The organism is Salegentibacter haimaensis, from assembly GCF_054121495.1.
Window position 1 is genome coordinate 273,683 of the sequence record NZ_JBSYGH010000001.1, and the last position, 15,360, is coordinate 289,042.

The 15,360-nt window shown below is 42.8% G+C and carries 15 protein-coding genes; 5 read left to right on the forward strand and 10 right to left on the reverse strand.

Going from position 1 to position 15,360, the window contains the following annotated elements:
• Positions 1-130 precede the first annotated feature (130 nt).
• The 4 genes from accC to ACW6QP_RS01315 all read left to right on the forward strand — a co-directional run bounded on the left by accC (position 131) and on the right by ACW6QP_RS01315 (position 3,827).
• The gene (accC, locus tag ACW6QP_RS01300) at positions 131-1,486 is read left to right on the forward strand and encodes an acetyl-CoA carboxylase biotin carboxylase subunit (protein ID WP_457909023.1); all 1,356 of its coding nucleotides are present in this window, start codon (positions 131-133) and stop codon (positions 1,484-1,486) included.
• A gap of 99 nt (positions 1,487-1,585) precedes the next feature.
• On the forward strand, positions 1,586-2,701 hold the full coding sequence (locus ACW6QP_RS01305; RefSeq protein ID WP_457909024.1) for an NAD(P)/FAD-dependent oxidoreductase: 1,116 nt from the start codon (positions 1,586-1,588) through the stop codon (positions 2,699-2,701).
• On the forward strand, positions 2,698-3,381 hold the full coding sequence (mtgA, locus tag ACW6QP_RS01310) for a monofunctional biosynthetic peptidoglycan transglycosylase (protein WP_457909025.1): 684 nt from the start codon (positions 2,698-2,700) through the stop codon (positions 3,379-3,381). Before ACW6QP_RS01305 ends, mtgA begins: the two co-directional genes overlap by 4 nt.
• Entirely contained in the window at positions 3,378-3,827 is a 450-nt protein-coding gene (locus tag ACW6QP_RS01315) for a transcription elongation factor (protein ID WP_457909026.1), read from the forward strand. Before mtgA ends, ACW6QP_RS01315 begins: the two co-directional genes overlap by 4 nt.
• Here ACW6QP_RS01315 and ACW6QP_RS01320 read toward each other — a convergent pair whose 3' ends face one another.
• A complete protein-coding gene (locus tag ACW6QP_RS01320; protein ID WP_457909027.1) occupies positions 3,828-4,793 on the reverse strand; it encodes an ABC transporter ATP-binding protein in 966 nt (321 codons plus the stop codon).
• An 18-nt stretch (positions 4,794-4,811) separates the two neighbouring features.
• Here ACW6QP_RS01320 and ACW6QP_RS01325 point away from each other — a divergent pair, with 18 nt between their 5' ends.
• Positions 4,812-5,501 carry an HAD family hydrolase gene (locus ACW6QP_RS01325; protein WP_457909028.1) on the forward strand — a complete coding sequence of 230 codons (690 nt, stop codon included), beginning with the start codon at positions 4,812-4,814 and terminating at the stop codon, positions 5,499-5,501.
• 59 nt (positions 5,502-5,560) lie between these two features.
• Here ACW6QP_RS01325 and ACW6QP_RS01330 read toward each other — a convergent pair whose 3' ends face one another.
• From ACW6QP_RS01330 to ACW6QP_RS01370, 9 genes are all read right to left on the reverse strand, one after another.
• On the reverse strand, positions 5,561-7,717 hold the full coding sequence (locus ACW6QP_RS01330; protein WP_457909029.1) for a prolyl oligopeptidase family serine peptidase: 2,157 nt from the start codon (positions 7,715-7,717) through the stop codon (positions 5,561-5,563).
• Positions 7,718-7,837: 120 nt separating this feature from the next.
• The gene (locus ACW6QP_RS01335) at positions 7,838-8,335 is read right to left on the reverse strand and encodes a DUF4625 domain-containing protein (RefSeq protein ID WP_457909030.1); all 498 of its coding nucleotides are present in this window, start codon (positions 8,333-8,335) and stop codon (positions 7,838-7,840) included.
• Positions 8,336-8,376: 41 nt separating this feature from the next.
• The gene (locus ACW6QP_RS01340; RefSeq protein ID WP_457909031.1) at positions 8,377-8,718 is read right to left on the reverse strand and encodes a hypothetical protein; all 342 of its coding nucleotides are present in this window, start codon (positions 8,716-8,718) and stop codon (positions 8,377-8,379) included.
• A complete protein-coding gene (locus tag ACW6QP_RS01345) occupies positions 8,715-11,087 on the reverse strand; it encodes a TonB-dependent receptor (protein ID WP_457909032.1) in 2,373 nt (790 codons plus the stop codon). Before ACW6QP_RS01345 ends, ACW6QP_RS01340 begins: the two co-directional genes overlap by 4 nt.
• Before the next feature lie 111 nt (positions 11,088-11,198).
• Positions 11,199-11,504: a DUF2946 family protein gene (locus tag ACW6QP_RS01350; protein WP_457909033.1), complete on the reverse strand. Its 306-nt coding sequence runs from the start codon at positions 11,502-11,504 to the stop codon at positions 11,199-11,201.
• 79 nt (positions 11,505-11,583) lie between these two features.
• Positions 11,584-12,573 carry an aspartate-semialdehyde dehydrogenase gene (locus tag ACW6QP_RS01355; protein ID WP_457909034.1) on the reverse strand — a complete coding sequence of 330 codons (990 nt, stop codon included), beginning with the start codon at positions 12,571-12,573 and terminating at the stop codon, positions 11,584-11,586.
• A gap of 372 nt (positions 12,574-12,945) precedes the next feature.
• Positions 12,946-13,377, reverse strand: a complete 432-nt coding sequence (mscL, locus tag ACW6QP_RS01360) for a large conductance mechanosensitive channel protein MscL (RefSeq protein ID WP_457909035.1) — start codon at positions 13,375-13,377, stop codon at positions 12,946-12,948.
• Positions 13,378-13,440: 63 nt separating this feature from the next.
• Positions 13,441-14,553, reverse strand: coding sequence for an alanine racemase (alr, locus tag ACW6QP_RS01365; RefSeq protein ID WP_457909036.1), 1,113 nt, complete (start codon positions 14,551-14,553; stop codon positions 13,441-13,443).
• A complete protein-coding gene (locus ACW6QP_RS01370) occupies positions 14,546-15,193 on the reverse strand; it encodes a thymidine kinase (RefSeq protein ID WP_457909037.1) in 648 nt (215 codons plus the stop codon). The genes alr and ACW6QP_RS01370 overlap by 8 nt, the downstream gene beginning before the upstream one ends.
• Positions 15,194-15,360: the final 167 nt, after the last annotated feature.

The window sequence follows — 15,360 nt, forward strand, 5'->3', positions numbered from 1 at the left end:
CGAAAAGAGATTGATTTGGAGCTAAGCTCGAAGTCCCGGTAAATCTTCCGGAAAAATCTCGATTATCGAGTAGAACCCTGCAATTTTACCTGAAGTTTTCTCAACAAACTTCAGCCAAAAAACAATAGGTATGTTTAAAAAAATATTAATTGCCAACAGAGGAGAGATTGCCCTGCGCATTATTCGAACCTGTAAGGAAATGGGGATTAAAACCGTGGCGGTATATTCTACTGCCGATGCCGAAAGCCTTCACGTTCGCTTTGCCGATGAAGCCGTTTGTATCGGGCCACCGCCAAGTAACCTTTCCTACCTTAAAATTTCAAATATCATAGCCGCTGCCGAAATTACCAATGCAGATGCTATTCACCCCGGATACGGATTCCTTTCTGAAAACGCCAAATTCTCCAGAATTTGTGAGGAGCATGATATAAAATTCATCGGTGCTTCAGCAGAAATGATCGGGAAAATGGGAGATAAAGCCACCGCCAAAGCCACGATGAAAGCTGCGGGAGTGCCTTGTGTTCCTGGATCAGAAGGAATACTTGAGAATTATGAAGATTGTTTAAAAACAGCCAAAGAAATCGGTTTTCCGGTGATGCTTAAAGCCACCGCCGGTGGTGGAGGTAAAGGGATGCGCGCTGTTTGGAAAGAAGAAAATCTACAGGCTGCCTGGGATTCTGCACGTCAGGAATCCAGCGCCGCCTTCGGAAACGACGGGATGTATATGGAGAAACTCATCGAAGAGCCGCGCCATATCGAAATCCAAATCGTGGGAGACAGCAGCGGGAAAGCCTGCCACCTTTCTGAAAGAGATTGCTCTGTACAGCGCCGTCACCAAAAACTTACCGAAGAAACTCCTTCTCCATTTATGACCGATAGCCTTCGGGAAAAAATGGGAGAAGCCGCAGTAAAAGCTGCTGAATTTATAAAATACGAAGGTGCCGGTACGGTTGAATTCCTTGTGGATAAACACCGCAACTTCTACTTTATGGAAATGAATACACGAATCCAGGTAGAGCATCCTATTACCGAGCAGGTGATAGACTACGACCTTATTCGTGAGCAAATCCTGGTAGCTGCGGGAGTGCCGATTTCAGGAAAGAACTATTATCCGCAACTGCACTCTATAGAATGCCGAATCAATGCTGAAGATCCTTACAATGGTTTTCGTCCCTCACCCGGGAAGATCACCAATCTTCACGCCCCGGGAGGCCACGGAGTGCGTATAGATACACACGTGTATAGTGGATACATCATCCCGCCAAACTACGATTCTATGATTGCCAAATTGATCACCACCGCCCAAACCCGGGAAGAGGCGATCAATAAAATGAAGCGTGCGCTCGATGAATTCGTGATTGAAGGGATTAAAACCACAATTCCATTCCATAGACAACTTATGGATCACCCCGATTATATAGAGGGCAATTATACCACTAAGTTTATGGAAGATTTCAAAATGAAACCATTAGAAGAGGATAACTAGGTTTTTCTCTTGTGAGATTTAAATAAAAGACCTCACAGGTTTCAAAAACCTGTGAGGTCTTTTTTATTTCGTAAATTCATTGAAAAATTAACCTGCTCAATGAATCTTTCCTACTGGGAAACCCAAACCTGGTTTTCAAATATCGACTTTTGTATTATTGGCAGCGGAATCACCGGCCTTAATTGCGGCCTGCAGCTCAAAAAGAACCATCCAAAGGCCAAAATTTTAATTTTAGAAAGGGGCCTGTTGCCCAATGGGGCCAGCACAAAAAATGCCGGATTTGCCTGCTTTGGAAGTATTTCTGAAATTCTCGAGGACCTGAAAACCCATTCTGAAGAAGATGTATTACAGCTCATCCAAAAAAGAAGAAAAGGCCTGGATTTGCTTCGGAATAATTTAGAAGATGCCAATATTGGCTACCGGGAGTATGGAGGCTATGAACTTTTTACCAAAGAAGACTCGGAACTTTTTGAAGAATGCAGTTCAAAAATCGGGGAGGTCAATCGGCTTTTAAAACCTCTTTTCGGAACTGAAGTTTTTAGTGTTGAGAAGAACATTTTTGGATTCAGGGAAATTCAGAAAAAATTGGTTTACAACAAATTTGAGGGCCAGCTCAACACGGGAAAAATGATGCAGGAATTGTTGAAGAAAGCACAGACTGCAGGAATTAAAATTATAAATTCTGTTAGTGTTCAGGAATTTTCAGACGGTGCTAATTCAGTTAAAATCAAATGCGATAAGTTTGAATTTTCAGCCCAGAAGCTGCTCATCGCCACAAACGGCTTTGCCCGGCAGCTGGGAATAGAGGAGGTAAAGCCCGCCCGCGCCCAGGTTCTTATCACCAAACCCATAAAAAATCTAAAAATTAAAGGCACTTTTCATCTGGATAAGGGCTATTATTACTTCAGAAATATTCACGATAGAATCCTGTTTGGAGGAGGCAGGAACCTCGACTTTAAAGCGGAAGAAACCACAAGCCTGGACCAAACTCCCCTCATTCAAAACCGGCTGGAAAATCTTTTAAAAACCAGTATTTTGCCGGAAACTACCTTTGAAATAGAGCAACGCTGGAGCGGGATAATGGGTGTTGGAAACAGCAAAAAACCTGTGATAAAACAATTGTCAAATAATGTATATTGCGGGGTGCGCCTTGGTGGAATGGGCGTGGCGATTGGCAGTTTAATCGGTAAAGAACTCTCAGAGCTTGTAAAATGATAAAAAAAATCTTCAGAATTGTTTGGAAAAGCCTCGTGAGCCTGGTGTTGCTTTCCATTCTGCTTGTTATTCTTTACGGCTGGGTTCCCGTGCCTTATACGCCGCTTATGGCCATTAGGAGTTTTGAGAATCCAGATGAGAAAATTCAGCATCAATGGGTGCCGCGCGAGGAGATTTCTCTGCATCTTCAATTAGCCGTGATCGCCAGTGAAGATCAAAATTTTATGAATCATAATGGTTTCGATTATGAAGCTATTCAGGAGGCGATTGAAGATAATAAAAAGGGGAAGAGAGTTCGGGGGGCCAGTACGATTTCTCAGCAAACCGCAAAGAATGTGTTTTTGTGGCCTTCCAGAAACTGGTTTAGAAAAGGCCTGGAGGTGTATTTTACTTTTCTAATCGAAACTTTTTGGAGTAAACAGCGAATTTTAGAAGTGTATTTAAACAGCATAGAAATGGGCCGTGGGGTTTATGGCGCTGAAGCAGCTTCCCGACATTGGTTTAATAAATCGGCTTCGCAATTAACTCCTTTCGAAGCGGCTGCCATTGCAGCGATTCTACCCAACCCCAGGGAATATCGTGCAAATCCTGCCAGTGGCTATATTGAAGACCGAAAAGCCTGGATCGTAAGGCAGATGAAAAATTATGGAAAATTCAGTTTTGAAAAGCGGGAAGAATGAGCGAGCTAAAACATCTATTGATAGAAAAGGCCAAAACTTACGTTGAGGAGCGCATTGAAAAAATCCATAGAAATATCGACGACTTGCAGGCTGCGCTCAAGCTGGAGACCAAATGCTCGATGGGCGATAAATATGAAACCGGCCGGGCGATGCTGCATTTGGAATTCGAAAAATTATCGGGACAGTTGGAGCAATACGGAAAGCTTAGAAAAACAATAAATTCTATCCCGCTCAAACAACAGGAACTTATTGGTTTTGGAAGTGTGGTAAAAACCACTGCCGCCAATTATTTTATAGCGATTCCCGCCGGAGTGCTGGAGGTAAATGCTGAAAAATTCTATGCCGTGGGCGTAAATTCTCCCGTAGCTCAGGCTTTAATTGGAAAAAAGGCAGGAGAAGATTTTCGGTTGAATGGTACTCAACTTAAAATTGAATCGGTAGTCTGATTAAATCCTGGAATTGATGATTTCTTCTGAGATATCAATCCCTGTGTGAGTGCCCGGCTCCAGAGCCGTCTCATTTTCTATAAAAATCGTTTGATCTTGCAAAAGGGCTCTCAACAAGTAATTTTTTCCGTTAAAATAAGATTCCTGCACTTCAATTTTAATTTTTGAATTGGGCCTAATCTTTATTTCGTGCGGATATAACAAGATCTTTTTTCTACTCTTTTCCTGAGGTTTCAGCAGTTTGAGCATAATTTCATTTACCTCTCCGAAAAGAGAGGCCACGTATCTGTTCGGCGGATTCCTGTATAAAAGCTCTGGGGAGTTCTGAGCGTGGATTTTTGCATTTTTGAGCACTATGGTCTTATCGGCAAAAGATAGGGCGTCGGTGCTGTCGTGAGTGGCTACAATACAGGCGATGTTATGCGCTTTGAGATATCGAAATAGCCGCCGCCGCAGTTTATTTTTTCTGAAATGGTCTATATGGCTAAAAGGTTCATCGAGCAGAAGCAATTCGGGTTCACGGGCTAGCGCACGTGCCAGGGCCACCCGTTGTTGCTGCCCGCCGCTTAGATGCCCGGCCTTTTGATTAGCGACTTCTGTCATTTCAACCACCTCTAAAAGCTCGGCGATGCGTTTTTTCTTTTTACGCGGGTACATATTGCTGAGATGTTTTCCAATATTTTCGGCTACGCTTAAGGGTGGCATCAAATCGAAATCCTGTGCCAGGTATTTTATAAAATCTTCTCCGGGTACAAGGTTAAATTCGGGCCCGCGCAATTCCCTGTCTCCCCAAAAGATTTTCCCGTCGGTATGCAGCAATCCATAAATAAGTTTTAAGAGGGTGCTTTTTCCGCAGCCGCTCTCACCAATTACCGAAAGGATTTCCCCTTTCTCGAGGGTGAAATTTATGTTTTTCAGGATGGGTTTTTCAGCATAAGCGAAAGAAACCTTATTTAATTTCAGCATAAATTTCTTGTTTAGGAAATGATAAAACCGGCATTGGCTTGTGACGATTTCCTTATCTTTTCAAAGGTAAAACTTCTAACGAAAAAGTTTCCGCTTAAGCCTATGGAAAAAATTGTGGTGTACGACCTTAATCAATGCCTGTATCGAAAATCTTCAAAAGACGAATTCTTTAAATTCATTTGTTATAAAAAAGGCCATAAACTCATTCACCTTGCACAGATTGGCTGGCTAAAGCTTATTGGTAAAACGCCGCTTATAGATAAAACCAGCTTCAAGGAGAATTTTTACAACTATCTAAACCATCTTTCTCCAGAGCAGGTGCAAAAATATGCACGACAATTCTGGGAGATCGAATATCCCGAATATTTCAGAAGTGAAATGGTAGAGGACATCAGGCGTTTTGCTGCTGATGGGGTTAAAGTCTATATCATCACCGGTGGTCTCGAAATTTATACGAAATACCTGGAAGAACTCCTGCCTTTAGAGGTTATGGGCACCCAAACCAAATATGAGGATGAAGAGTATAAAGTGATTGGTGAAGCCTGTAATGGAGAAGAAAAAGTGCGAAGGCTAAAAGAGGCAACGGCCGGGGATTATATTTTGCTCGAGGCCTATAGCGATGATGATGAAGAAATTCTCTATGAAGCTGAAAAAGGATATTTGCTGAAGGATGGCAAATTGGAATTGGTTGACAAAAAGAAAAAATAAAAAACCTCACAATTTCAGCATTACTGAAACTGTGAGGCTGGTTTGAAATTAAAAAAACCTTATCCTTTTACTTCTTCCTTTGTTTTGCTGGGAAGCACTTCAAAGCCCATATTATAAAGGGTAAAGCCAAAGATATCGGCATATTCCTCTATGATCATTTTGGTGGGTTTTCCTGCGCCGTGCCCGGCTTTGGTTTCGATCCTGATAAGAGCAGGATTACTGCCAGCCTGCTTGTTCTGTAATTCGGCTGCAAACTTGAAGGAATGCGCCGGTACCACGCGGTCATCATGATCGCCGGTAGTTACCAGTGTTGCAGGGTATTCTACCCCTTCTTCCAAATTGTGAACGGGAGAATAATCAAGAAGGTACTGAAACATTTCTTCATTATCTTCAGCGGTTCCGTAATCGTAAGCCCAGCCGGCTCCGGCGGTGAAAGTGTGATAACGCAACATATCCATTACCCCAACTGCAGGTAAGGCGACTTTCATAAGCTCAGGACGCTGGGTCATAGTAGCTCCTACCAGAAGTCCGCCATTTGAACCTCCGCGAATGGCCAGGTAATCGCTTGAAGTATAATTTTCTTCGATAAGATATTCGGCAGCTGCGATAAAATCGTCAAAAACGTTTTGTTTGTTGAGTTTGGTACCGGCATCGTGCCATTCTTTACCATATTCACCACCACCACGCAGGTTAGGAACAGCGTACACGCCGCCCTGTTCCAACCAAACCGCATTGGCAGTGCTGAAAGAAGGGGTTAGGCTAATGTTGAATCCGCCGTAACCGTACAGCATAGTTGGGTTTTTTCCGTTTAATTCCAGGCCTTTTTTATGCGTGATAATCATAGGAACCCTGGTGCCATCTTTTGAGGTATAAAACACCTGCTTACTTTCGTAATCTTCGGGATTGAATTTGATATTGGGTTTGTTGTAAACTTCAGAAGTACCTTCTTCAATATTCAGTTTAAAAATAGTTCCCGGGGTTACATAATTGGTAAAGCTGTAATACAGCTCCTTATCTTCTTTTTTAGCACCAAAGCCACCGGCAGAGCCAACTCCCGGAAGTTCAATTTCTCTCACCAGGTTTCCATCGAAATCATATTGCTCAACCTTAGAAACGGCATCTACCATATACCGGGCGAAGATATAGCCGCCAGCTGTAGATGGGCTAAGCACATTTTCGGTTTCGGGAATTACATCTTCCCAGTTTTCGGGAGCAGGATTTGCAGCGTCTACTTTCACCACTCTACGATTTGGCGCATCGAGATTGGTTACTATGAACAAAGTGCTTCCATCGTTGTCCATCACATAGGTATCAGAATCTTCGTGATCGAGGATAGTTACCAGTTCAGGGTTTTGCTGCTGAAGGTCCATCATAAAAAGTTTCCCGCCCGAAGTTGAATTTCTGGCTGAAATAAAGAGATAGCGATTATCTTCTGAAACACTTCCGCCCACATAGCGATGTTTTTGAGCTTCAGAATCACCAAAAATGACTTTATCTTCAGCCTGGGAAGTTCCCAGCTTATGATAGTAAAGTTTATGCTGATCGGTTTTGGCAGAAAGCTCGCTGCCTTCCGGCTTTTCGTAGCTAGAATAGTAGAAGCCATCGTTTTCTTTCCAAGAAATTCCACTGAATTTCACGTCTTTTATCGTGTCTTCTATAGCTTCTCTGGTTTCGGTATCGATGATGATGATTTTTCTCCAATCGCTACCACCTTCAGAAATAGCATAGGCTGCCTTGCTTCCATCTTCAGAAAAACTAAGTCCGGCCAGGGAGGTAGTGCCATCTTCGCTAAATTCATTAGGATCTAAAAACACCTCGGCATCGCCGTCTTCGTTTTTCTTGCGATAAACTACATAGTGATTTTGCAGGCCGTCATTCTTTGAGAAATAGATGTGATCTCCTTCTTTTCTGGGAGCACTTATTTTCTCATAATTCCAAAGCTCGGTTAGTCTCTCTTCGAGATCTTTTCTAAAGGGAATATTTTCAAGATAATCAAAGGTTACTTCATTTTGGGCTTTTACCCATTCGCCTGTTTCCTCACTGCGGTCGTCTTCGAGCCAGCGGTAGGGATCTTTGATCTCGGTACCAAAATAATTGGTAACGGTATCTACTTTTTTAGTTTCGGGATATTTCAAGCTTAATTCTTTTTCTTGATTGTTATCATTACAGGAACTCAGAATTCCAATGGCAAACAAGGGGATAAATATTTTTTTCATAAAATTTAATTTAATACACCCAAAAATAGCTAAAATCAGAGCTATAATGCAATGAGACTTAAATAAATAAAGGCCGGAATGTTAAAAACCGGCCTTTATTCTTATAGATTTAAAAAAATTCTAGTGATCGTGACCGTGGTCAGTATCGCTGTGTTCTCCTTCGATATGAATCTCAAGGAAAGCCTGCTGCTCATTTCCGGCTCTATCGGTAACATAAACCCCAAAATGATAGGCTCCTTCACTAATAGGCTCGCCGTTAATCTCAGTAGGAATATCTATGTGCTGATCAGCTTCATAAGTAGTATTTCCGGGTTCGATCTGGAAAACCATATCATAACTCCAGGGGTTATCCTGGTGCTCCTCGCTTTTTAAATAGGCGTGGGTATGATCATCGAAAGCATTGTGAATTTCGATTTTGTAGGAAGCCAATTCTTCATTGTCGGTAAAGAGAGCTTCAAAGTGAATTTCCTCTCCGGGAGCGAATTCTTCTTCGTCATGCGGTTCCATTAGGCTAATCACCGGCTTTTCGGTATCAGGTAATGTCGCATCGTCGTCACTACAAGCGGTTAATACTAAACTTAAACTAATGCTGAATAAATAAATTAATCTGGTTTTCATTTTTTGAATTTTTTATTTCTGAAATAATTGTTTTTGTAATCTTATAATCTGGCTAATTCCCTGCCTTCCGGGGGGCCGCGCAGGCTAAAATTGAAATCTGGTTCGTGTACGTAAAACTGCAAGCCTGCGAAGGCGGGTTTTAGATTAATAATTTCCTTTTTTGAAAAATCGGAAATTAGGCCGGGCTCCAGCCACGCATTGGTGGCCTGAAAATGCCAGGCGCAGGAATGCCAGCCTAAATCGGGCGTGGGACTGTGTAAATCTACTTCCTGCTCGGCAATGATTTTATGCGGAATTAAGGCATAATGAAATCCCGAAGCAAGCTGCGGCGTAAGAAAGCCGAGCAGCAGGAAAAAAGCGATATGTTGCTTCAGTTTTTTCATTGACCTATAGGAATTCTTATCATGAGCTGCAAATTTCGGCCCATTTCGGGAATTTCCAGAGCTCTGTAAAAGTTGGTATGATTAAAATACCTGGTATTAAAAATATTCGTAGCCCTGAAGTTTAAATTGGCGGTGAAATTCCCCAAATTCAGGTTGGTGCTTAATCCGGCGCCAAAAAGCTGATAGCCAGGGGTGATCTCTTCATTTTGAGCAATTCGATCCTGCTCAAGGGCGAAAGTGGTATTGGCAGAAATCTCGGTGTTTTCAAAGGTCTTCGAATCGGGAAATAAAGTATAGCCAACCTCCGCAAAACCATTCACAGGCGGGGTAAAGGGCAGCGGGTAATTTCTCCCGTTTTCGCGATCTAACTGGCGATTATAGAGATACTCAAAGCTAAAGGCGGTGTGCAGCCGCTCGAAAAATTGTTTTTCAGCATTAAATTCCACCCCGGCCAGCACGGCTTCACTTTGCGTGAACTGGTAAATTTGCCCTGCGTGCGGTAAAATAGAGAATTCCCCACTGGGGTTCAGAAAAATATAATTGCTGAAATAATACACATAAGGGCTCAAACCAAGACTTAAGGAATTTTTTCTGTAATTCAAAGCAGCATCCAAAACATAACCCTGTTCAGAACTAAGATTGAAATCTCCGCGTTCGTGCCTAAAAGAACCGTGATGAATCCCGTTGGCGCCCAGCTCGATGGCAGTAGGAAGTCTAAAACTGCTTCCGGTGTTAAAACTAAGGTCCCAGTTATTATCCAGATTAAACAGCGCGCCGGCCATCAGGTTGAAATTTCTGAAATTTCGGGTGCCTCCCTCGCTTCGCAGGGCGTAGTCCCGAGCTTCAGCATCAGGTAAACCCCGGCGAATGAGATAATCGTATAAATTGGGGTCGTAGGCTTCTTCGATCTGAATTCTACTAATATCAAATCGCCCTCCCAGACTAAACTGGGTGTTTTGGGTTGCCTGCCATTTATGGATGAAAAAGGCCGCATAGTTTGTGCGGTCATACTCCGGAAGCAGGAAATTGAAACCGGCGATATTGTTGTTCTGATGCTGGGTTTGAAGCCCTATTTCAGATTCGTGCTCTTCAGAAAAGGTTTTGGAAAATTTTAATTGAGCATCCCAGGTGTTTAAATTAAAATCCAATTCTAAATCTGGATTCACATCGGCCGGCTGCTGGCCGCTGTAATGCGTATGAAATCTACTCCATTCCTGGCGGTGGTTGTTTTGAAAGCCCAGGTTTAAGCTAAGGCTCGAACTGCTGAAAAACCACTCGTTTTTATTCAGAATCTTAAAATGATTCACCCTTTGAAACGGATAATCGATATTCCTTTGGTCGCCATCATCCTGTACCCGGTTTATCGACGGCACCCCGTGAGCTCCCGGAAAAAACCCCGACTTAAAATAGACATTGCTAAAGCTTAAACTCCCCTTGTATTGTTCACCAAAATAACCAAGTTGAGCGTAAAGGTTATTTTCTTTTCCGGCAGTATTTTTCAAACGCTCGTTGAAAATGGGAATATTGCGGGAGAGGTAAATGATATTATCGGTCGGTACGTTATAATCTCCAAATTCGGTGGCCGTGGCCTTGATTTTATAGAAAAATTTGTCTTTTCTATAAGATAGATTGGTAGAGGCGGCAAGGGTATTATTCACACTTTTAGCAAAACCAATCACCTCCCCGGAAAGACCTTTTTCAGGCACCCGGTCGTTGATGATTTCAACCACTCCGCCTATAGCATCACTACCATATTCAATGGCGCCAACGCCTTTTTTGATTTCCACGCCTTCAACGTTTAAAGCGTCTATTTCGAGGCCGTGATCGGCGCCCCATTGCTGGCCTTCCTGTTTAATGCCGTTTTCGCTAACTGCCACACGATTGAAGCCAAGCCCCCGAATGATGGGTTTTGAAGTTCCCGCACCAATTTCCATCGCGTTTACTCCCGGGATTCGTTCCAGGCTCTGCGCCAGGGACCCCGAAAACTGCTCCTGGATGAAATCTTTGGAAACCCGTTCTATATTTTGCGAGCTGCTGCGACGTTGAATGGCACTTATCATCACCTCATCCAGCCCGGCCATATCTTCCTCAAGTACAAAATTAAGGACTCTGTCTCGTTGCAGATTAACCAGGGTGTCAATTTCTCTAAAACCCAGGAAAGTAACATTGATGCGGTATTCGCCTTTGGGGAGGTTAAGGGAATACTCCCCGCCACTTTTGGCCAGCGCAAAATATTGCCCGATATGAATATGAGCATTTTCCAGCGGCAAACCAGATTCATCGGTTACCTTGCCTTCCAGCCTAACCTGTTGGGCCTGAAGGAAAATCGGGAAAAATACTAAGAATAATATTATGCTAAATTGCCTCATAAATTTGTCCGGAATTCGGGTTGTAACTGCTGTAAAATTAAGACTGAAGTAGGCTTCGCTGTCTTTTGGATTTTGTGAAAAATTCCACAAAATTCATTGAGCTATCAAAGCTTAGATTACGACAGGGGGTGCCCGAAGAGCAAAATAGGAAGCAGCCTCAGGATTCACTGAAGCGGTTAAGGAAATATTATAGGCAATAGCCTCGAATGGAGGGTAAACTATCCAGGTGTTTTCTGGCGGAAGTTCAAAAGTGGTGAAATGAAAATCACATAAATCACAATCGTTAAGATCGCTGGCGAAATTAGAAGTTTTCTCAACCTCTCCCTGAGCAGAATCGTGAGTGAGGGAATGAACAGAATTCATTACGCCCGAACCCATAAAAATTATGGCAAAAATCAGGGCGATATATATTTTCATTTCTCTCATCAATTCGCAAAAATAGGAAACCCGATTGATTTTTTCGGGTTTCCTTCAAAGTTTATACTTATCGCAAGTATTATACCAGCTTATTTTTCACCAGATATTCCGCGATTTGAATGGTATTGGTTGCAGCTCCTTTTCTAAGGTTATCGGCTACCACCCACATATTTAGGGAATTGGGTTGTGAATAATCTCTTCGAATTCTGCCTACAAACACATCGTCTTTGCCTTCAGCATAAATTGGCATCGGGTAAGTATTGGTATCGGGGTTGTCCTGAACCGTAACTCCTGGGAATTCACTTAGCAATTTGCGAACTTCAGCCTCTTCAAAATCCTGCTCAAATTCAACATTCACCGATTCTGAATGCCCTCCCACCACCGGGATTCTAATCGCGGTTGCACTTACATTCACCGAATCATCTCCCAGTATCTTTTTGGTTTCTTTAGTGAGTTTCATCTCTTCCTTAGTGTATCCGTTTTCCTGGAAAACATCACAGTGTGGCAGCGCATTTTTGTGAATAGGATAGGGGTAGGCCATTTCGCCCTTCTCTCCTGCAAATTCATTTTCTAATTGTTGTACGGCCTTTACCCCGGTGCCCGTGATCGACTGGTAGGTAGAAACGATTACCCGTTTGATTTTATACCTGTCGTGCAGCGGCTTTAGCGCCATTAAAAGCTGAATGGTAGAACAGTTAGGGTTGGCGATAATTTTATCTTCTGAAGTTAATTCTGAAGCATTAATTTCTGGAATCACCAGTTTTTTGGAGGCATCCATTCGCCAGGCTGAAGAATTGTCTATTACGGTGGTGCCGTTTTCGGCAAATTTTGGAGCCCATTCTAAAGAGGTGTCTCCCCCGGCAGAAAAAAGTGCGATATCGGGTCTAATATCTACAGCGGCCTGCAAGCCAATTACTTCGTATTCCTTTCCGTTAAACTCAATCTTCTTTCCAACCGATCGCTCTGAAGCTACCGGGTACAATTCACTAACCGGGAAATTTCTTTCTGCCAGTACTTTTAACATGATCTCGCCCACCATCCCGGTGGCGCCAACTACTGCTACTCTCATAACTTAACTTTTGTCATTCCCCTGAAGACGGGAATCTATTATCTTTTCTTTTAGTCTTTCCGCACCCTGGCCAAATATTTTACAAACTCGGGCGGAATTCTATTTTTTTGAAATCCTTTTTATTATAGACCTCACAGGTCCCGATAGCTATGCGGGATCAAAACCTGTGAGGTCTAAAAATAACCAGCCGCAAATTTATTATCCCGGCACTAACTTACCCAGTTTCAGCGCTTAAAATTGTTCAGAATTATGGTTTTTGAACTAATTCGCAATTTTGGTTAAAAAAAGACCCCACAGATGTCTGCGGGGTTTAGTTAAATTGCGATTTACATAAAATGAGCAGTGTAGCGGTGCTCGTATTTTCAAATCTCCTTAAGGAGTTCTGTTCTGTTTTTTCAGCTCGTCTCTAATTTCGATGAGCAATTCTTCCTGAGTAGGACCTTTTGGAGCTGCAGGAGCTTCTTCCTTTTTCTTCTTGGTTCGCTCGTAGGCTCTCAGTACCAAAAATATAAAAAATCCTACGATAATAAAGTGAATAATGGCATCGATCAAATTTCCGTAGGTGAGTATGGCCGCCTCGGCTGCCTGCGCGGCTTCCAGACTTTCGTAGTCGCCGCCGTCTAAGGCGATGAATTTTTGAGAAAAATCTTCCCCGCCCGTAATCACCCCGATAATAGGCATAATCACATCGGCTACTACCGATGATACAATCTTATTAAAGGCTGCACCAATTACAACCGCCGTAGCAAGAGCTACGATATCGCCCTTCATTAAAAAGGCTTTGAAATCTTTAAAAAATCCCATAGAAGATGGTTTAGTTGATTAGTTTCAACTAAATTACATAAATAATTAATAAATCTTCAGAAATTATTTTTCAGGCAGGATGATGCGTTTTACTCTTTGGGAAATCCCGGTAATTAATTCGTAGGTAACAGTGCCGCCGGCCTGGGCGAAAAAGCTTGCCTTTTGCGGGCCTCCAAAAACGATTACTTCATCTCCTTCAGCACAATCTATTTCGGTGACGTCTACCATAATGATATCCATGCAAACATTGCCCAAAATTGGTGCGAACTCATCATTGATAATCACACCTGCCTTGCCATTTCCGTAGATTCTTTTAATGCCATCGGCGTGTCCCAGGGGCAGAGTGGCAATTCGGGTGGGTTTGGGAGCGATAAATTTTCTTCCGTAACCCAGGCTGTCTCCCTCCTTTAATTCCTGAATTTGAGAAATCACTGTTTTTAATGTACCCACCGGCTTTAAAGAAGCATTCAGTTTTTCATCATTGGCAAATCCGTAAAGCCCCAGCCCGCAGCGCACCATATCGAAATGTGCTTCGGGATAATTAAAAATCGCAGAGCTATTGCAAATATGAAATAAAGGCGGTTGTTCAAATTCTCTAAGCACCTGCATCCCGATTTCCCTGAATTTATAAATCTGGCCTAAAGTAAATTCTCTCTCTTTCCAGTCTTCACTTACCGCCAAATGCGAAAATACCGAAGCCAGCCTCACCGAACCCGTATTCTTCAGCAGTTGGAACATAGTTTCACTATTTTCTTCAGTAAACCCAAGGCGATTCATTCCTGTGTTAAGTTTAATATGAACAGGGTAGTCGAGCAGGTTTAAATCTTCAGCAAGCTCAATAAATTCCTTTAAAACCCTCTCGCTATAAAGATTAGGTTCAAGACAATTGTCGATAATGCTTTTAAAATTAACCGGTTGCGGGTGCAAAATCAGAATAGGTTTGGTGATCCCGGCTTCTCTTAGGCGTTCGCCTTCGTAAGTATAGACCACTGCAAAATAATCGGTGCCCAGCTCTTCCAATTTTTTGGCGATCGCTATAGAATCATTGCCATAGGCATAGGCCTTGACCACCGACATAAACCGGGTTTCTTCCCCGAGTTTTGACCGAATGTGTCTATAATTGTGTTCTAATGCGGCCAGGTCTATTTCCAGGCAGGTTTCCTGTGCTTTAGGCATCTTCTTTATTAAGCTTTGAATTGAATTCTTCAGGCTCTTTTACTTCCATTTTGCGAAGTTTTTCGTGTATCATGGCTTTATAATAAGCCGCGCGGCTTAAAGGTTCGTACTCTTCAGTCTCACCAAGAAAAACCAGGTCATCGTTTACCGATTTTCGGTAGCTGTATTGTGCCAGGTTTCCCGTGCGGGTGCATACTGCGTGGACTTTGGTGACATATTCGGCGGTAGCCATAAGATTGGGCATAGGACCAAAAGGATTTCCCTTAAAATCCATATCCAGGCCGGCGACGATTACGCGAATTCCGCGGTTGGCAAGGTCGTTACAAACGCTAACGATCTCATCATCGAAAAACTGTGCCTCATCTATTCCCACCACATCACAACCATCGGCCAGCATAGGGATATGAGAAGCCGAAGGTACCGGCGTAGACCTGATTTCGTTGGCATCGTGAGATACTACCATCTCCTCGTCGTAACGCTTATCTATGGCGGGCTTAAAAATTTCAACTTTTTGACGGGCAAACTGGGCGCGTTTCAGCCTGCGAATGAGCTCTTCGGTCTTGCCAGAGAACATACTGCCGCAAATAACTTCTATCCAGCCAAATTGCTCCTTATGATTTACTGTATTTTCGAGAAACATTTCGTAATTTTCAGATCGAAACGGGACTTGCCGCTTTGCGATAAAGGTGGAACAAATTTATTAAAAAAGCAAGCCGGGAAAGCCCGGGCCGGTCTAAAGTTATTAAGGGGAAACTTAATAATTTAATGGCTTATTTCGTTTATATGTTATCTAGTTTTATTGCTGAA